Source organism: Lentzea alba, from assembly GCF_047445655.1.
Lineage (GTDB): Bacteria > Actinomycetota > Actinomycetes > Mycobacteriales > Pseudonocardiaceae > Lentzea > Lentzea alba_A.
Map to the genome: position 1 here is coordinate 114,124 of NZ_JAJAEG010000006.1, position 18,865 is coordinate 132,988.

At 68.0% G+C, this 18,865-nt stretch carries 14 protein-coding genes; 4 read left to right on the top strand and 10 right to left on the bottom strand.

The window, feature by feature from the left end; all coding sequences use genetic code 11:
- Window positions 1-45: 45 nt before the first annotated feature.
- Together LFM09_RS11490 and ccrA are read right to left on the bottom strand one after the other, a co-directional pair.
- A complete protein-coding gene (locus tag LFM09_RS11490) occupies window positions 46-1,260 on the bottom strand; it encodes a cytochrome P450 (protein WP_414096350.1) in 1,215 nt (404 codons plus the stop codon).
- A gap of 18 nt (window positions 1,261-1,278) precedes the next feature.
- On the bottom strand, window positions 1,279-2,595 hold the full coding sequence (gene ccrA / locus LFM09_RS11495; protein WP_414096351.1) for a crotonyl-CoA carboxylase/reductase: 1,317 nt from the start codon (window positions 2,593-2,595) through the stop codon (window positions 1,279-1,281).
- 128 nt (window positions 2,596-2,723) lie between these two features.
- Between ccrA and LFM09_RS11500 the strand changes: the two genes are divergently transcribed.
- The gene (locus LFM09_RS11500) at window positions 2,724-4,451 is read left to right on the top strand and encodes an ABC transporter ATP-binding protein (RefSeq protein WP_414096352.1); all 1,728 of its coding nucleotides are present in this window, start codon (window positions 2,724-2,726) and stop codon (window positions 4,449-4,451) included.
- On the top strand, window positions 4,448-6,334 hold the full coding sequence (locus LFM09_RS11505; protein ID WP_414096353.1) for an ABC transporter ATP-binding protein: 1,887 nt from the start codon (window positions 4,448-4,450) through the stop codon (window positions 6,332-6,334). The genes LFM09_RS11500 and LFM09_RS11505 overlap by 4 nt, the downstream gene beginning before the upstream one ends.
- 55 nt (window positions 6,335-6,389) lie before the next feature.
- On the opposite strand, the gene LFM09_RS11510 is transcribed toward LFM09_RS11505, so the two are convergent.
- Both LFM09_RS11510 and LFM09_RS11515 read right to left on the bottom strand, forming a co-directional pair.
- Window positions 6,390-7,427 carry a GDP-mannose 4,6-dehydratase gene (locus LFM09_RS11510; protein ID WP_414096354.1) on the bottom strand — a complete coding sequence of 346 codons (1,038 nt, stop codon included), beginning with the start codon at window positions 7,425-7,427 and terminating at the stop codon, window positions 6,390-6,392.
- 71 nt (window positions 7,428-7,498) lie between these two features.
- A complete protein-coding gene (locus tag LFM09_RS11515; RefSeq protein WP_414096355.1) occupies window positions 7,499-8,224 on the bottom strand; it encodes a thioesterase II family protein in 726 nt (241 codons plus the stop codon).
- A gap of 52 nt (window positions 8,225-8,276) precedes the next feature.
- Between LFM09_RS11515 and ligD the strand changes: the two genes are divergently transcribed.
- Both ligD and LFM09_RS11525 read left to right on the top strand, forming a co-directional pair.
- Entirely contained in the window at window positions 8,277-9,218 is a 942-nt protein-coding gene (gene ligD / locus LFM09_RS11520) for a non-homologous end-joining DNA ligase (protein ID WP_414096356.1), read from the top strand.
- On the top strand, window positions 9,211-10,119 hold the full coding sequence (locus tag LFM09_RS11525; RefSeq protein WP_414096357.1) for a DNA polymerase domain-containing protein: 909 nt from the start codon (window positions 9,211-9,213) through the stop codon (window positions 10,117-10,119). The genes ligD and LFM09_RS11525 overlap by 8 nt, the downstream gene beginning before the upstream one ends.
- Here LFM09_RS11525 and LFM09_RS11530 read toward each other — a convergent pair.
- From LFM09_RS11530 to LFM09_RS11555, 6 genes are read right to left on the bottom strand one after another with little or no spacing between them, the layout of a single operon-like run.
- Window positions 10,098-12,404 carry an effector-associated constant component EACC1 gene (locus tag LFM09_RS11530; protein WP_414096358.1) on the bottom strand — a complete coding sequence of 769 codons (2,307 nt, stop codon included), beginning with the start codon at window positions 12,402-12,404 and terminating at the stop codon, window positions 10,098-10,100. The two genes, LFM09_RS11525 and LFM09_RS11530, sit on opposite strands and share 22 nt — an antisense overlap.
- A 43-nt stretch (window positions 12,405-12,447) precedes the next feature.
- Window positions 12,448-13,272, bottom strand: a complete 825-nt coding sequence (locus LFM09_RS11535; RefSeq protein ID WP_414096359.1) for a hypothetical protein — start codon at window positions 13,270-13,272, stop codon at window positions 12,448-12,450.
- Window positions 13,269-14,945: an ABC transporter family substrate-binding protein gene (locus tag LFM09_RS11540; protein WP_414096360.1), complete on the bottom strand. Its 1,677-nt coding sequence runs from the start codon at window positions 14,943-14,945 to the stop codon at window positions 13,269-13,271. The genes LFM09_RS11535 and LFM09_RS11540 overlap by 4 nt, the downstream gene beginning before the upstream one ends.
- Window positions 14,946-14,963: 18 nt before the next feature.
- Window positions 14,964-16,979 (bottom strand): dipeptide ABC transporter ATP-binding protein, encoded by a 2,016-nt coding sequence (locus LFM09_RS11545; protein ID WP_414096361.1) that lies wholly within the window; start codon window positions 16,977-16,979, stop codon window positions 14,964-14,966.
- The gene (locus LFM09_RS11550) at window positions 16,976-17,833 is read right to left on the bottom strand and encodes an ABC transporter permease (RefSeq protein ID WP_414096362.1); all 858 of its coding nucleotides are present in this window, start codon (window positions 17,831-17,833) and stop codon (window positions 16,976-16,978) included. Before LFM09_RS11550 ends, LFM09_RS11545 begins: the two co-directional genes overlap by 4 nt.
- On the bottom strand, window positions 17,830-18,831 hold the full coding sequence (locus tag LFM09_RS11555; protein ID WP_414096363.1) for an ABC transporter permease: 1,002 nt from the start codon (window positions 18,829-18,831) through the stop codon (window positions 17,830-17,832). Before LFM09_RS11555 ends, LFM09_RS11550 begins: the two co-directional genes overlap by 4 nt.
- Window positions 18,832-18,865 lie beyond the last annotated feature (34 nt).

Below are 18,865 nucleotides of genomic sequence, written 5' to 3' on the forward strand. Positions count from 1 at the left end.
GAAAGGGGCGCCCCTACGAGAGAGGCGCCCCACCAACAGAAAACGTCACCACACCACGGGAAGCTCCCGCAGCGAGTAGACGATCGCGCCGTCGCGGAAACGGAGTTCGTCGGCCGGTTTGGCCAGCGCGAGAGTCGGGATGCGAGTGATCAACGTGAGCAGCGCGACCTGAAGTTCCACCCGTGAAAGGAACTTCGCGATGCAGCTGTGGATGCCGTGCCCGAACGCCAGCGGAGTGGAGTCTTTGCGCGTGATGTCCAGCGTGTCGGCGTCCGCGTACACGGACTCGTCGCGGTCTGCGGACGACAGCAGGGCGATGATCCCCTCGCCCGCCTTGATCTGCTGGCCGGCGATCTCCACGTCGACGCGGGCCACCCGGCCCACGCCGCACTGCATCACGTTCTGGTGCCGCAACAGTTCTTCCACGGCGCCCACGATCAGGTCCGGGTTCTCGCGCAGCTTCGCCAGCTGTTCGGGATGTTCCAGCAGGGTCAGGATGCTCAGCGCGATCGACGACGCGGTGGTGTCGTAGCCGGCGGACAGCAGCATCATGCCGATGACCACGGCCTCTTCGCGCTTCAGCTCGCCCGCGGCCATCTGGGTCGACACCAGCCGGCCGAGCACGTCGTCGGTCGGTTCTTTCTCCTTCTGCACCACCAGCTTCGTCAGATACCCGAACAACGCGCCAGCTGCCGCGTTGCGGTGCGCCTGCGAGGAAGTGGTTTCGACCAGGGTGTTGATCCAGCGGCCGAACGCCAGGCGGTCCTTGTAGGGGACGCCGAGGAGCTCGCACACGACCGTCAACGGGATCGGGCGCGCGAAGTGCGTGACCAGGTCGACCGGCTGGGGCAGCTTCAGGATCGCGTCGATCCGCTCGTCCACCAGCTTCTGCGCGGACGGCCGGACCTCCTCGGCCTTCTTCTTGGTGAACAACGACATGATCATGCGCCGGTAGCGGGTGTGGTCCGGCGGGTCGACCGTCACGAACGCGCCCGGCTGCGGGTCGACCGGGAACAGGTACCGCGGGTAGCCGGGGTTCATCACCTCGGCGGAGAACCGTTCCGTGTCAGCCAAAAGCGCCCGCACGTCCGCGTACCTGGCCACCAGCCAGGCGGTGTCGCCCGCCGGTGTCGTCACCTTCTGGACCGGCCGGTCGGCACGCAACCGGGCGTACTCCGGTGGCAGGTCCAGCGGCCGGTGCGGGTCGCGGGCGAACGGGAACGGGCACGCCGAAGCCGGCGCGATTACTTCTTCCGTCATCGCGGGAACCTTCAGTCGTCAGGTGCGGAATCGGTTGATCGCGCCGATGTTTCTCTCGCGCAGCTCGTGGTCGAGCACGCCGAGCCCTTCGGACGGCGCCAGGCACAGCACGCCGACCTTGCCCTGGTGGGCGTTGCGGTGCACGTCGTGGGCGGCCTGCCCGGTCTCGTCGAGCGAGTACACCTTGGACAGTGTGGGATGGATCTTCCCCTTGGCCACCAACCGGTTCGCCTCCCACGCCTCGCGGTAGTTCGCGAAGTGCGACGACACGATGTGCTTGAGGTTCATCCACAGGTAGCGGTTGTCGTACTGGTGCAGATAACCGGAGGTGGAGGCGCAGGTGACGATCTTGCCGCCCTTGCGCGCCACGAAGACCGAAGCACCGAACGTCTCCCTGCCGGGGTGCTCGAACACGATGTCCGGGTCCTCGCCACCGGTCAGCTCACGGATGCGGGCACCGAAACGCTTCCACTCGCGCGGATCCTGCGTGTGCTCGTCCTTCCAGAACCGGTAACCCTCTGCGGACCGGTCGATGATCAACGACGCGCCCATCGAGCGGCAGAGCTCGGCCTTGTCCGGCGACGACACGACACAGACAGGAGTGGCGCCGCCGTTGAGAGCGAACTGCGTGGCGTAGGAGCCGAGCCCGCCGGACGCGCCCCAGATCAGCACGGTGTCGCCCTGCTTCATGTTGCCGCCGTTGACCGACACGAGCTGCCGGTACGCGGTGGAGTTGACCAGACCCGGTGAGGCGGCCTCTTCCCACGTCAGGTGCTCGGGCTTCGGCATCAGCTGGTTCGCCTTGACCAGCGCGAGATCGGCCAGGCCACCGAAGTTCGTCTCGAAGCCCCAGATCCGCTGCTGCGGGTCCAGCATCGTGTCGTTGTGGCCGTCCGGGTGCTCAAGCGGCACGTCCAGGCAATGCGCGACCACGCGATCGCCCGGCTTCCACACCGTCACACCAGGTCCGACACGCAAAACCACGCCGGCGAGGTCAGAACCCACGACGTGGTACGGCAGATCGTGCTTGCCACCGAGCCGCCGCAGGAACCCGAACGTCGACAAAGGCTCGAAGATCGAGGTCCACACGGTGTTGTAGTTGATCGCGGACGCCATCACGGCGATCAACGCCTCACCGGGCGCGAGCTCCGGCGTCGCGACGTCGCGGATCTTCAGTGACTGGCGCGGATCCTTGTCGCGGGTCTCAAGGCCCGCGAACATCTCCGCGTCGCTCTCCTCGACCACCACGGCGCGGTAGCTCTCGGGGACCGGCAACGCCTCGAAGTCCTGCGCCACCGCGTCGTCCGATTCGATAGCGCTGAGGATCTCGCTCATGCCCTACACGGTAAGAGCACCAAAGCTAGGGAATGCCCGCGAAAAGACCGGCACGGAAGTCTAGGGAAAGCCAGTACGTCCTCTCCGGTTCGCTTGGGCACAATGCCCATCGTCCTGGGGAGTGCCGTGTGCTCGTCAGATTCCTGAACAACCACCTCCGGCCGTACCGGGGAACGCTCGTGCTCCTGGTGGTGCTGCAGCTGGTCCAGACGGCCGCGACCCTGCTGCTGCCCACGCTCAACGCGCAGATCATCGACAACGGGATTCTGCGCGGCGACGCCGGCTACATCTGGGGCACCGGCCTCACCATGCTCGGCGTGGCCGCGGTGCAGATCCTCATCGCGAGCGGCGCGATGCTGCTCAGCTCCCGCATGTCGTCCGGGCTCGGCCGGGACCTGCGGCAGAAGGTGTTCGGCAAGGTCATGAACCTGTCGGCGCGCGAGGTCGACCAGATCGGCGCGCCGTCGCTGATCACCAGGACCGTCAACGACGTCCAGCAGGTCCAGAGCATCGTGCTGACCACCGCCGACGTCGCCGTGTCGGCGGTCATCATGTGCGTCGGCGGCGTCGCGCTGGCGCTGGTGCAGGACGTGCCGGTGTCCACCATCCTGATCGCGCTGGTCGCGATCGTGATCCTCGGCCTGACGCTGATGCTCAAGCGGCTTTCGCCGTTCTACGAGGCCATGCAGAACTACCTGGACCGCATCAACCACCTGCTGCGCGAGCAGATCACGGGTGTGCGGGTGATCCGGGCGTTCGTCCGCGACCCGCACGAACGCGGCCGGTTCGACGCCACCAACCGCGACCTGTACGGCACGACGCTGCGGGTCGGGCGGATCATGGCGGCGCTGCCGGTGATGGTCATGACCGTGATGAACGTGCTGACCGTCGCGATCATCTGGTTCTCCGGCCACCGCATCGACGGCGGCACCATGCAGCTCGGCGCACTGCTCGCGCTGCTGTCCTACGTCACACTGATCATCGTCGCGATCATCATGGCGATGCTGGTCTTCACCGAGGCTCCGCGCGCCGCCGTGTCCGCGGGCCGCGTCAACGAGGTGCTGCACGCGGAATCCAGCATCAAGCAACCGCAGAAACCAGTCACCCGGATGACCGCGAAAGGACATCTGGAGCTGCGCGCAGCCACGTTCGGCTACCCCGGTGCGGAAAAGCCGGTGCTGCGGGACATCGACCTCGTCGCACGCCCTGGCGAGACCGTCGCGATCCTCGGCAGCACGGGCAGCGGCAAGTCGACGTTGCTGTCACTGGCACTCAGGCTCTACGACGTCACGGGCGGCGAGGTGCGGATCAACGGTGTGGACATCCGCGACCTGGATCCGGCCGCACTGCACCGGGTTGTCGGTTACGTGCCGCAGAGAGCGCACCTGTTCAGCGGCACGATCGCGTCGAACCTCCGCTACGGCAAGGAAGACGCGACCGACGACGAGCTGTGGCACGCGCTGGAGATCGCGCAGGCGGCGGAGTTCGTCCGACCACTTGGGCTCGACGCGCCGATCACCCAGGGCGGCTCGAACGTCTCGGGTGGACAACGACAACGACTCGCGATCGCGCGAACGTTGGTCCGCAGGCCCGAGATCTACCTGCTCGACGACTGCTTCTCCGCGCTCGACCTGGGCACCGAGGCCCGGTTGCGCGCCGCGCTGGCCCGTGAGCTCGGCGACGCGACGATCCTGCTGGTCACCCAGCGGATCAGCACCGTCGAGGCGGCGTCGCGCGTCATCGTGCTGGAGGACGGCCAGATCGCCGGCTCCGGCACGCACGCCGAGCTGATCGGCGGCAACCAGACCTACCGGGAGATCGCCCTCTCCCAGCCTGTTGGAGGGGCCGGCCGATGACACTGCTCGCAGATCCCGAAGTCACCGCACAGGCCGAAGAGCGGAAGAAACCCAGCACGACGAAACGCCTCTTCGGCTTGCTGTTGCCGTACAAGAGCAAGCTGGTCGTGATCGGGTTGCTCGCGGTCGTGTCGATCGGGCTCAACCTGCTCGGCCCGATCCTGCTCGGCCGCGCCACCGACCTCATCTTCGCCGGCCTGGTCAGCCGCACGCTACCCGCGGGCGCCACCGAGGAGCAGATCCTCGCCCAGCTGCGCGAACAGGGCAAGGACACGCTCGCCAACGTCATCAGCACCGTCGACGTCGTGCCAGGGCAGGGCGTCGACTTCACCACGCTCGGCCAGCTGCTGCTGGTCATCATGGGCCTGTACGTGATCGGGTCGCTGAGCATGCTCGTGCAGGGCTGGATCGTCACGAACATCGTCCAGCACGCCGTTTACCAGCTGCGCGAGGACATCGACGCGAAACTCACCCGGTTGCCGTTGTCCTACTTCGACCGCAACCCGCGCGGCGAGGTGCTTTCCCGTGTCTCCAACGACGTCGACAACCTGCAGCGGACCGTGCAGCTGTCGATCGGCCAGATGCTCACGTCGGTGGTCAGCGTCTTCGGCGTGCTGGCGATCATGCTGGTGATCTCCGTCGAGCTCGCCGTGCTGGTGCTGATCTGCGTGCCGATCGCGCTGGTGCTGGCCGCGGTGATCTCCAAGCGCGCCATGCCGAAGTTCGCCGAGCAGTGGCAGTCGACGGGGGCGTTGAACGCGCACGTCGAGGAGATGTACAGCGGGCACGCGGTGATCACCGCGTTCGGCCGCCAGGAGCAGGCGGCGCGGGAGTTCGCCGTGCGCAACGAGACCATGTACCGGTCGTCGTTCAGCGCGCAGGCGATCTCCGGGTTGATCGGGCCCGCGACGCGGTTCATCACCGACCTCAACTACGTGCTGGTCGCGGTGGTCGGCGCGCTGAGAGTCGCGAGCGGCAGCGTGTCGATCGGTGACGTGCAGGCGTTCATCCAGTACTCCGGCATGTTCTCGCGGCCGATCATCGACGTCGCGAACTTCTCCGGCCAGCTGCAGTCCGGCATCGCGTCCGCGCAGCGGGTGTTCGAGCTGCTGGACGAGCCTGAGCAGACGCCGGCGCCCGCCCGGCCCGCGACGGTCTCGCCGGTGCGCGGGCACGTCGAGTTCTCGCACGTCTCGTTCCGGTACGTGCCGGACAAGCCGCTGATCGACGACCTGTCGCTCACGGCCTCCCCCGGCCGGCTCGTCGCGATCGTCGGGCCGACCGGTGCCGGCAAGACGACCCTGGGCAACCTGCTGTTGCGGTTCTACGACCTCGACGGCGGGCGGATCCTGTTGGACGGCACGGACGTCACGGCGATGACCCGGGAAGATCTCCGGTCGGCCATCGGACTCGTCTCGCAGGACACCTGGCTGTTCGAGGGCACGATCGCCGAGAACATCGCCTACGGGCGGCCTGGTGCCACTCGGGACGAGGTCGTCGCGGCGGCTAAAGCGATGTGCGTGGACCGGTTCGTGCGTTCGTTGCCTGACGGCTACGACACCGTGCTCGACGAGGAGCACGGCGGGCTGTCCGCTGGTGAACGGCAGCTGATCACGCTGGCGCGGGCTTTCCTGGCCCAGCCCGCGATCCTGCTGCTGGACGAGGCCACGTCGTCGATCGACACCCGCACGGAAGTGCTGATCCAGCAGGCGATGGCGTCGCTGCGGGCCGGCCGGACGAGCTTCGTGATCGCGCACCGGCTGTCGACGATCCGCAACGCCGACCTCATCGTCGTGATGGACCAGGGTGCGGTCGTGGAGCGCGGAACGCACGAAGAACTCATTGCCGCCAACGGTTTCTACGCTCGCCTTTACACCGCTTAAAGCACAAAAGAGATCCGCAGCCAGGTGGCTGCGGATCTCTTTTGTTGAAGCGGGATTACCAGCTCGCGGCGGCCAGCAGGTCGCCGTACTCGTGCTCGGTGGCGACGTGCTTGAGGTCCGCCTCCACCATCATCTTCATCAGCGACGAGAAGTCGACCTCGGGCTTCCAGCCGAGCTCGCCACGCACGCGCGTGGTGTCGGCACACAGGATCTCGACCTCGGCCGGGCGGACCAGCACCGGGTCGATGTAGACGTGGTCCTCCCAGTTGAGGCCCACGTGCTCGAACGCCAGGCGCACGGCGTCGCGCACGGAGTGCATCTCACCGGTGCCGACGACGTAGTCCTCCGGCTCCTCCTGCTGCAGCATCAGGTGCATCGCGCGCACGTAGTCGCCCGCGAAACCCCAGTCGCGCAACGCGTCCAGGTTGCCCAGCGCCAGCTTGTCCTGCAGACCCTGCTTGATCTTCGCAACACCGAGCGAGATCTTGCGGGTCACGAACTCCGCGCCACGACGCGGCGACTCGTGGTTGAACAGGATGCCGCCGACCGCATACATGCCGAACGACTCGCGGTAGTTGCGGGTGATGAAGTGGCCGTACGCCTTCGCCACGCCGTACGGGCTGCGCGGGTGGAAGATCGTGGTCTCGCGCTGCGGGGTCTCCGCCGCCTTGCCGTACATCTCCGACGACGAGGCCTGGTAGAAGCGGATGTTCTTGGCCGAGGCGCCGTTGTGACGGCTGCTGGACAGCCCGCTCACGATGCGGATCGCTTCGAGCACCCGCAGCACGCCCATGGCGTTGACCTCGGTGACGAGCTCCGCCTGCTGCCACGACATCGGCACGAACGAGATGGCGCCGAGATTGTAGACCTCGTCCGGCTGCACCAGGTCCACAGCGGACACCAGTGACGCCTGGTCCATCAGGTCACCATCCACGAAGGACAGTTCCGACATCAGGCGGGACACCCGCATCTTGCGCGGGTTCGCCTGTCCCCTCATCAACCCCCACACCTGGTAGCCCTGCCGCAGCAGGTGCTCGGCGAGATACGACCCGTCCTGCCCGGTGATCCCGGTGATCAGTGCCCGCTTGGTCATCCCGTTTCCTCTCATCACCTCATGAAGGTCCGCAACGGGACGGACCTGAAATCCCTTGCCAAATTAGGGGTTCAGGCACTAGGGGTTTCGCCGGAAACAAAGGCGGCGACCGCACTTCTGTTGTCCGACAGAAAGAAATGACCGCCGGGGAGCACTCTCAGTGCGAAAGTTCCGGTGGTGCGTTCCCGCCACTGCTCGACTTCGCCGACCGAGGCCTTGGGGTCGGCGTCGCCGGTCAGTGCGGTGAGCGGGCAGGCCAGCGACGGGCCGGGCCGGTAGCGGTAGGTCTCGGCGGCCCGGTAGTCGGCGCGGATCGCGGGCAGCACCATCCGCACGAGCTCCTCGTCGTCGAACACCCGCGCGTTCGTGCCGGCGAGCTTGCGGACCTCGGCGATCAGGCCGGTGTCGTCCTTCTGGTGCACGCGGTCGTCGCGGACGATCTGCGGTGCGCGGCGACCGGAGACGAACAGGTGGTCCGGCTCGTTCCGCAGGGCTACCTCGAACGCGATCATCGCGCCCATGCTGTGGCCGAAGAGGTGCAGCGGGCGGTCGCGCGTGAGCAGCGGCGCGATCTGGTCAGCCAGCCGGCGGATGTCGTCGATCAGAGGCTCTGACCTGCGGTCCTGCCTTCCTGGGTACTGGACGGCGACCAGTTCGGCGCGCCCCTCGAAGTGCTCGGCGAACGGCTGGTACCAGCTCGCCGCGCCACCCGCGTGCGGGAAGCAGACCAGCCGCGGAGCGCCGGCGGGCGCCTCGGTCAGTCGTCGGAACCAGAGTGTGCAGACCACGCTTGGCATGCAAACACCGTTCGGGCTGAGGAAACGCCTGGAAACGGTTAGGTTGGACGGCATGGGCAAGTCCCCGGCTGTGGAGCTCGAGGTGGAGGACCGCGTCGTGCGGATCTCCAACCCCGACCGCGTCTACTTTCCCGCGCGCGGCGAGACGAAACTGGATCTCGCGAACTACTACCTGTCCGTCGGTGACGGAATCGTCCGCGCGCTGCGGGAACGGCCGTGCATGCTGCACCGCTTCCCCGAGGGCGTGACCGGTGAGAAAGTGCACCAGAAAAGGCTTCCGCACGGCGCGCCGCCGTGGGTGCGGACCGTGCGCGTGCATTTCCCGCGCTACAACCGCCATGCGGACGAACTCTGCGTCACGCACATCGCCGACGTGATCTGGGCGGTGCAGATGTCCACTGTGGAGTTCCACCCGTGGAACTCGCGCGCGGCCGACACGGAGAAGCCCGACGAGTGGCGCATCGATCTCGATCCCGGGCCGACCTGTTCGTTCGACCGGGTGCGGCGGGTGGCGCTGGTCGTGCAGGAGGTGCTGGCGGAGCTCGGTGCCGTGGGGTTCCCGAAGACGTCCGGGTCGAAGGGGCTGCACATCTACGTGCGGATCAAGCCGTCGTTCGGTTTCCAGGACGTGCGGAAGGCTGCTTTGGCGTTCGCGCACGAGGTGGAGCGGCGTGCGCCGGACGACGTCGAGACCACGTGGTGGCGCAAGGACCGGGATCCGTCTCTGGTGTTCGTGGACTACAACCAGAACACTCGTGACCGCACGATCGCTTCGGCGTACTCGGTCCGGGGTCATCCCGAGGCGACCGTGTCGACGCCGATCCGGTGGGACGAGATCCCGGACGTCGACCCGCGTGAGTTCACCATCGCCACCGTGCCCGCGCGCTACGCGGAGCTGGGCGACCTGCACGCCGGCATCGACGACGCAGTGTGGTCCATCGAGCCGTTGCTGGAGTGGGCGGCGCGCGACGAACTCGAGGTTCCCGATGAGTGAGATCAAGTTCTCGTCGCTCGACCAGCCGTTGTTCGGCGGCACGATCAAGGGTGACCTGGTCGAGTACCTGGACTTCGTCGCGGACCGGTTCGTGCCGGTGCTCGCCGGGCGTCCGCTGTCGGTGTGGCGGATTCTGCGCGGTCAGGACCCGTTCATGCAGAAGAACGTCCCCAAGTACACGCCCAGCTTTGTGAAGACTGTCGAGGTTTGGGCTGAGGCGTCGCACCGGCAGATCAAGTACGCGCTGTGCGACGACAAGCAGACGCTGATGTGGTTCGCGAACCAACGGGCCGTCGAGTACCACGTGCCGTTGTTCCTCGGCGACCACCAGACGCACATGGTGCTCGACATCGATCCGCCCGAGGGCTCCGGGTTCGACGTCGTTGTCGCTTCCGCCTTCCTGATCCGGGAGGCGCTGGCGCAGGCGGGCTTGGAGGGCGCGGTGAAGACCAGCGGGGCGAAGGGTGTGCACATCTTCGTGCCGTTGTCGCACCACGATCCTGACGATGTCGCCGCGGCGACGCGGGCGTTGGCGGCGCGGGCCGAGAAGCTCAACCCGGAGATCGCCACGACCGCGTACATCCGGGCGGAGCGGGGCGGGAAGGTGTTCCTCGACTCGACCCGTGCGTGGGGTGCCACGGTGGTCGCCGCCTACAGCCCGCGGTTGCGGGAGGGGCTGCCGATCTCGTTCCCGGTGCCGTGGGAGTCGTTGGCCGACGTTTCGCCTGCGGACTTCACCGTTCGGACGCGGTTCGACGGCGATCCGTGGACTTCACTGATGCCCGCTCAGCAGACGTTGCCCGACGACCTGATCGCTGAGGGGCACGGGATCCCGGTCGCGCGGGTGGTCGCGATGCACGAGGGCAAGCGGCGCAAGAATCAGCGGTCGAGCGAGAAGTAGGCGGCTATGGCGGCGGCGAGGGGCAGCAGGACGTAGGCGACGGTCGTGAACGACAGCTCCGTGTGTGCGACGTACTCGTTGGCGCGCACCAGCAATCCGGCAGCGACGGCGAGATAGCCGGCGAACCGGGCGGTGCCGCTGGCCAGGATGGCGATCAGCGGCACCACCACGAGCGTGGCCATGCCGGCGTGCGTGGCGTACTGCGGCACGCTGTCGGCCGTCAGCGTCAGCACCGCTCCGACCAGCAGCAACACCGGTGGGACCGGGCTCAGCCACGTCTTGTCGCGCCAGACCCGGTAGGCGGCGAGGACGACGAGGCCGCTCGCCGCGGCGAGCAACGTGACGTCTGAGGTGTCTCCGTTGATCGACGACAGGTCTTCGGCCGAGGAGCCGAGCACGTAGACGCCGGCCGCGCCCAGCACACCGCCTGCCAGCCCGAGCCACCAGGGACTCGTGCGGCACGCGGCCGCCAGCGCCGCCGCGGCCAGGCCCAGCAGGAGCCAGCGGAAGACCGAGCCCCCGCCGAACACGCCGATGGTGGTCGACAGCATCCCGGTGGTGGCTGCCAGCAGGCCCAATGCCGCTCCTGGCACCCACGGGTGGTCGCGGCACATCAGCAGGAACATCGCTGCGACGAGAGCCCACGGCCAGACTGTGCCGACCAGCGTGCTGGTGGGCGCGGAGTCGCCGATCGGGCTCAGGACGCCAGGGGCGACGGCCAGGCCGATCACGAGGAGGGTCAGGGCAACGCCCGCGATCAGGCGGGGAAGCGCGTCGGACAGCCGGGCGGAGGCCTGGGACCAGCCCGGGTCAGGTGGCTTGGTCAGTAGCGGGCGGGGCTGCTTCGGTTCGGAAGGTTCCGGGGTTGTGGCCTGCGAGGGCTTGGGTTCGAGAGGCTTCGGGGTCTTCATCTCAGAGGTCGGGGCCGGAGCCCGCCGAGGGGCTTCCTTTGCCACGGCCTTGGGAGCCGGTTTGTCGATGCCGAGCGCCTCCGCGGCCCGCGTCGCCACCATCCGGCTGTCGTCGTCCGCCAGCCGGCGCAACGCCAGCCGCGCCGCCAGCACCCGCCCCTCGTGCGCGACCGACAGCATCCGCTGCAACTCCGGCACAGCCCCGGCCCGCACCCCGGGCAGCGAGTGGTCGATGGCCTCCTGCAGTTCGGTCGGCAGCGCGGACGGCACGGTCACCGGGCGGGCCCGGCGCGCGATGCGGAGGTCGCCGCGCACGTCGAGCATCCACTTGCCCGGCGTCTGGTGCGGGGTCACGCGGCGCACGCGGTCGTAGATGTACTCGTAGAGCTCGTCGAGGCCCACGTGGCCGTCCTGGTCGCGGTCCGCGTCGCCGGATTCCAGGCCCTCCACCAGCGCCGAGGTGAACACCGACGGCTCGGCCTCGGACGTGTCGGCGACCGCGGCGCCCTCGAAGGCGTACTCCATCGCGGAGGACGCGGTGATCACGGCTCGGCCGCTGCCGCCGAACTGTTCTTCCAGGGCGACGGCACCGCCTGCGCGGGCGACCATGCCTCGGCCGAACGCGCCGGAGTAGCAGCAGTCCAGCAGCAGGACCACTCGGCGGGAGCGGGAGCGGTTCATGCGGCGGGCCACGAAGTCGGCGGAGACGGCGGTGCCGGCGAGGCGGTTGAGTTTGGTGCCGGCGGTGGCGAAGTGGAGTTCGCCGGCCTCGTCCTTCACGCCGTGGCCGGAGAAGTGCAGCACCAGGAGGTCGTCGGGTTCGCGGTCGGCGAAGAAGTCCTCCACGGCCTCGTTGACCTCGGCGGCCGACGAGTTGATCAAGGTGCGGACCTGGAAGCCGCCGATTCGGGGGTCGGCCAGGACCTCGCCCAGGCGGGCGGCGTCGTGAGCCGGGGCGCGCAGGGAGGACAGGCCGGGGTCGGCGAACTCGTAGCTCGCGATGATCAACGCGTAGCGGCGGAGGCGGCGGCGCTCCAGCCACTCGGCGGCCGCGGCGCGTTCTTCGTCCGAAGGGGCGCCGGTCAGTTCCAGCGGGTCGCCGTCGGCCTCGACGGTCACGGAACGCTCGCGGCGCTGGCCCAGCCACGCGGAGACGGCGTTGATCAGGGCGGCCAGCACCGTCGACTGGGACACCGTCGTCAGCAACGTGCCCAGCTCGGCCAGGTCGATCGCTTTGGCACCGGGAGCGGCCTCCCCCGAAACGCCCGTGACGGGCACCAGTTCCTGCAGCTCGGCGCGGAGAAAGCCGGTGAGCTGCTCGATGCGGTCGTCGTCGGCTCCGTCTTCGTGGACGCGCAGTGTGACGTGGGTCATAGCAGCCTCCTACGGAAGGAGGTCGTTCGACAACCACAAAGCATTACGACGGGTCGGAACCCCGCCACGCGCCCCACCACAGACCCAGTGCCGCGGCGACCGCGGTGGCGATCAGCCAGCCGGTGAAACCACTGCCGTCGAGGTAGGCCCAGAACAGGCCGACGAACGGCGCGGGGACCAGCAACACCGCGTCCGCCCGCACCTGCGCCGGCCAACGAGGCGCCACGGTCAGCCCATCCGGCTGGGCCGGGTTGTCCAGGCGCCGCCCACGCGGGTGACGCGTGACCGCGCGACCGGACGGGTACACGCCGGAGACCAAGGCCGGCGACGGCAGCGTCACGAGCACCGGGTCGTAGTAGACCGGCAGCCAGCGCTCGACCGGGCCGTCGATCTCCAGCCACGACCGCACCATCAACCCGGACTGCACCCGGATCCGCCGCACGGGCACCGCAGGCAGCGAGCGCGAAGCACGCACAGACAGCAGGACACGAAGAACACCGGCAAGGATCACCAGAAAAGCCACCACTGAAGTGGCGGTCACGCCGCCCAACGTCCGGTCGGTCGCCACCAGCTGGTCCGCGCCGGGAATCACCGCACGGCTGGGATCCGCGGGATCGAACGCCACCTGCGCTTGCTTTCCGACGAACCGGGCGCCGTCCGCGAAAGCCACGGACGCCGTCCCGGACGGCCAGCGCACCACGACCGCACCAGCCGAAAAGGACTCCACCGAACCGATCGCGCGACTGGTCAACGGAGCCAGCGCAGCACGCTGGTCCACATAGGACAGCCACGAGAACAGCGCGACCACACCGCAGACGATCAACACAAGTGCGGTCGCGAGAACCCCGTGACGCAGCGCGCGGTTCACTTCTTCACGAACCCCATGTGGATGTAGTCGAACGGGTTGTTCGCGTACGCGGGCGCACCGAAGTTCGCCACGGTGTCACGAACGGCGACCGCGCCAGGAAGCTGGTAGAGCGGCAGCTGGCTGCCGAGCTCCCACACCTTCTTGTCGGCCTCGTTGGCCAGCGCGAACCGCCTGGTGTCGTCGAGCTCGGAGTTCGCGCGCTGCAACAGATCGTTGATCTCGGCGCTGCCGACGCGGCCGTAGTTCTGGCCGACGGCGCCCTCGGTCAGCGTGTAGATGCCCGCGGCGGACGAGACCGGCGTCGCGGTGGAGAGCCAGCGGAAGATGGCCGCGTCGAAGTTGCCGACGTTCACGAAGTCCTCGAAGAAGTCGGCGAGCGGCACGTGCTGGATGTCGATCTTGACGCCGATCTCCCTGAGCTGCGACTGGATCAGCTTCGCGATGTCGGTCGAGACCGCGTTCGGCAGCGGGATCACCAGGCGGACGGCGAGCTCCCGGCCGTCCTTCTTGCGGAACTCGCCGTCGAGCTTCCAGCCGAGCTCCTCCAGCTTCCCCCGAGCCGCCTCCCGGTCGAACGCGGCGACCGCCGAGTTGTCCTGGTACTGCTTGGAACCCAGCATGAAGAAGCGGTTGCCGATGACCTGCGCGTCGCTCTTGAGCATCTGGCCGATGACAGCCCGGGTGATCGCCTTCGTGTCGATGCCGCGCATCAACGCCACCCGCAGCTTCGGGTCCTTGAGGATCGAGGACTCGGCGCCGTTGAACGTGACGTGCATGTAGTCCGGCGAGACCGCCTGCCGGATCACCGCACCCGGCGTGGACTTCGCCTTCCGGTAGCTGTCGACGCTCGCACCGATGTCGTACCAGTCGATCTGGCCGTTGGCGAACGCGTCCGCCTGGGCGGCGCGGTCGACCTGGCGGAACGTGATCGAGTCCAGCTTCGGCCTCTCGCCCCACCACGCCGGGTCGCGCACCACGGTGACGATCTTCGCCGTGCGGTCGATCGAGCCGAGCTTGAACGGGCCGGCGGTGATCTTCGGCGCGTCGACCCAGCCGGTGTTGAACTCCTCGGGCGAGTCGAACACCGACTTCGGGAACAGCGGCGAGAAGAGACTCCGCCACTCGGCGAACCGCTTCCTGAACGTGACCTTCACGTCCTGGTCGGTCGCTCCCCGCTCGACCTTCGAGATGTCCTCGTACCCGGTCTTCGTGTTGGTCTGATAGGCCTTGTTGGTGGCGTTCAACGCCTTCCACATCGACTCGAAGTCCGTCCAGTCGATCTGCCTGCCGTCGGACCACCGAGCCTTCGGGTTGATCTTGAGCTCGATCACCTGCGGCTCGGACGAGGTGAGCTCCGCGGACTCCAGGTAGTCCTTGTTCAGCGAGATCGTCGCGTCCGCGTTCTGCACCACGAGGTTCGGCATGAACGTCCGCAGGATCCGGCTGCCGTCGGCGGGAGTGCCGTTGAGGTGCCAGTAGTTCCAGGTGTCGGCCATGTTGTCGATCGGCCAGGTGAAGTTGCCACCGTCGGCGACCTCGGCCGGGTCGCGCGGGTTGACGTCCGCCTGCCCGAGCGTCTGGTTCGCCCCCTTGAGACCGCTGTCGTTCCCGGCGGGCCCGCCACACGCGGCCACCGCGAGGGCGACCACCACGACTAACACCTTGCTACGCATCTACAGCTCCTGGGGGACTCAGAGAACCTGACGGATCTGGGTGAAGTGGCAGGCGGCCTCGTGATCATGAGCCTGCACCTCGCGCGGTGGTTCGAGCTCGACGCACGTGCGCTGCTGCTCCGGAGGCAACGACACGTGCAGGAAGCAACGCGTGCGGAACCGGCAGCCCGACGGCGGGTCCGCCGGATTCGGCAGATCTCCGGCGAGGATGATCCGCTCGCGTGCGCGTTCCTTGGCAGGATCAGGAATCGGGATCGCCGAGAGCAACGCCTGCGTGTACGGGTGGCGCGGGGCGTCGAAGACCGAGTCCACGCCTCCGATCTCGACGATCTTCCCCAGGTACATCACGGCGACCCGGTCCGCGATGTGCCGCACGACGGACAGGTCGTGGGCCACGAACAGGTAGGCCAGGCCGAGCTTCGACCTGAGCTCCTCCAGCAGGTTGATCACCCCGGCCTGGACGGAGACGTCGAGCGCGGACACCGGTTCGTCGAGCACGACGAGCCTCGGTTCCAGCGCGAGCGCCCGCGCGATGCCGACCCGCTGCCGTTGCCCGCCGGACAACTCCGCCGGGTAGCGCGAAGCCTGCTCGGGACCCAGACCGACCAGCCCCAGCAACTCCGGTACGCGGCGGGCGATGTCGGTCTTGCTGACACCGTGCACCTGCAACGGTTCGGCGATCACGTCGTGGATCGGCATCCGCGGGTCGAGCGAGGCCATCGGGTCCTGGAACACCACCGACAGGTCGCGCCGGATCTCCCTGCGCCGTCGCGAATCCAAAGTGGACATCACGGTCCCGAACACGGAGATGGTGCCGGACATCGGCTTCTCCAGGCCGAGGATCTCCATCAACGTGGTGGTCTTGCCGCAGCCCGACTCACCGACCAGCCCGAGCACCTCGCCCTCGCGCAGGTCGAACGAGACGCCGTCCACCGCGTGCACCGTGCCGACGCGGCGCCTGAACACCGCACCCTTGCGCACCGGGTACTGCTTCACGACACCGTCGAGCGCCAGCACGATCTCACGTTCGTCACGCGGCACTTTCGCCGTCGCCGCAACGATTTCGGCACCGAAGACCTCCGCAGCGGTCGAGACGATCTCATCCGCCCGGATGCACGCCACACCATCCACGAGCGGCGGCTCGGCGGCGTGGCAGGCATCGACGACCATCGGGCACCGCGGCGCGAACGGGCAGCCGACGGGCAGATCGGTCAGCGACGGCGGCCGGCCCGCGATCGGCACCAACGGCTGCCGCACGTCCAGGCGCGGGATCGAGCCGAGCAGGCCGAGCGTGTACGGCATGCGCGGCCGCCGGTAGATCTCGTCGACGGGGCCGGTCTCGACCGCGCGCCCCGCGTACATGACCATCACCCGGTCCGCGAACCCCGCCACGACACCGAGATCGTGCGTGATGATCACGATGCCCGCGCCGGTGACCTCGCGCGCGGTCTGCAGCACCTGCAACACCTGGGCCTGCACCGTCACGTCGAGCGCCGTCGTGGGCTCGTCGGCGATGATCAGGTCCGGGTCGTTGGCGATCGCCATCGCGATCACCACGCGCTGCCGCATACCGCCGGAGAACTCGTGCGGGAACGCCTTCGCGCGTTCGGCGGCGTGCGGAATGCCGACGAGGTCGAGCAGTTCGACCGCGCGCCGCGCAGCCGCCTGCCGGGAAACCTTGCGGTGCACCAGAACGGCCTCGGCGACCTGGTCGCCGACGGTGTAGACGGGCGTCAACGCCGACAGCGGGTCCTGGAAGATCATCGAGATCCGCCTGCCGCGGATCTTCGACAACTCCTGGTCAGAACAACCGATCAGCTCGCGGCCCTGGAACCGGATGGACCCGCCGACGCGCGCCGACGGTGGCAGCAAACCCATGACCGCCAACGACGACACCGACTTGCCGGAGCCCGACTCGCCGACGATGCCGAGCACCTCACCGGTCGAGACCTCGTAGCTCAACCCGCGCACGGCGTGCACGCGGCCTTCCTCGCTGGGGAACGACACCTGGAGGTTCTCGACCCGCAACGTCATCGGGCGACCCCCTTCCGCACGGACATGGGGTCGAGCGCGTCACGCAGCCCGTCGCCGACCCAGTTGACCGCCAGCACGAACACGACGAGAAAACCCGCCGGGAACAGGAACAGCCACGGGAAGGTCGTCGCGGACTCCGCCGACGTGCCGATCAGCGTGCCGAGCGAGACGTCGGGCGACTGGACGCCGAACCCGAGATAGCTCAGCCCGGTCTCGGCCAGCACGGCCGAGCCGACGTTGACGGTGGCGTCGATGATCAGCAGCGAGGCCATGTTCGGCACGATGTGCTTCGCGATGATCGTGCGCGCGGGCTGGCCCATGAACCTGGCCGCCTTCACGAACTCCCGTTCCTTCAACGTGAGCGTCATGCCGCGCACGATCCGCGCGGTGATCATCCACTGGAACCCGGCCAGCACGACCACCAGCAGCCACCACGACGCGCCGCGGAACATCGGGCTCAGGATCGCGATGATCAGGAACGACGGCAGCACCAGCAGCAGGTCGACCAGCCACATCAACGCACGGTCCGCCGCACCCAGGAAGTAACCCGCGGCCGCGCCGACGACCGCCGCCACCGTCGTCGAGATCAGCGCCACCAGCAGCCCGATGATCAGCGACTTCTGCAGCCCGCGCATCACCAGCGCGAACACGTCCGTGCCGATCTTGTCGGTGCCGAAGACGTGTGCGGAGTACGGCGGTTGCAGGAACGCGTCGTAGTCCTGCTGGTCGTACCTCCACGGCGACAGCAGCGGACCGGCGAACGCCAGCAGGAACAGCACCGCGATCACGACCAGCCCGGCGAGCGCCAACCTGTTGCGCGCGAACCGGACCAGCACCAGCCGCCCGCGCGTCATACGCGGATCCGCGGGTCGAGCGCCGCGTACAGCACGTCAGCCAGCCAGCCGGAGAACAGCACGCACACCGCGACGAACAACGTCACCGTCGCCGTCACGTTCGCGTCCTGCGTGGAGATCCCCTCGATCAGCCAGTGCCCCATGCCGAACCAGCTGAAGATCTTCTCGGTGAACGTGCCGCCGACGACGAGCAGGCCGAAGCCGAACGCGAACAGTGTCGCCATCGGGATCAACGCGGTGCGCAGGCCGTGCTTGAACAACGCCCGCCGACGGGTGAGCCCCTTGGCCTGGGCGGTGCGCAGGAAGTCGCTGCCCAGCACGTCGAGCATCGCCGAACGCTGGTAGCGGCTGTAGAACGCGATCTGGCCCAGCGCGATTGTCAACGTTGGCACGATCAAGTGCTGCACCCGGTCCCACAGGTGCTCGAACCACGCACCTTCGAAGTTCGGCGTCTTCTCCCCCACGAAGAGCAGCACGTTCGCGCCGACGGCGTCGTTGACGTCCTGCGCGCCGATCTTCAGCAGGTTGCCCAGCACGAAGACCGGCGTCGACAGCAACAGGAAGCTGAACAGCGTCGCGAAGTAGTCCGAGAACCGGTACTGCCGGATCGCGCCCACCACACCGAGCAGCACGCCCAGCAGGATGCCGAAGGTGATGCCGAGCCCGAACAACCGCAGGCTCACCCCGGCGCGGCGGCCGAGCTCGTCGGTGATCGGGCGATCGGCGACCGTGCGGCCGAAGTCGCCCCGCACCACCCCGCTCATCCACGTCACGAACCGTTGCGGGACAGGCTGGTCGAGGTGGAGGTCCTTCCTCTTCGACTCGACCATCTCAGCCGGCGGAGGCGGATTGCGTTGCTGCAACACGCCGATCGGGTCGAACGTGGCGGAGGCGAGCGCGAACGCGAGGAACGTCGCCACCAGAGCGAGCACCACGTAGTTGACCAACCGCCGCAACAGGAACCCCGCCACCCCTGCCCAGTCCTCTCCGCGGTGCACGAATCGCGAGAGGTTACCGTCGATGATGGCGCGG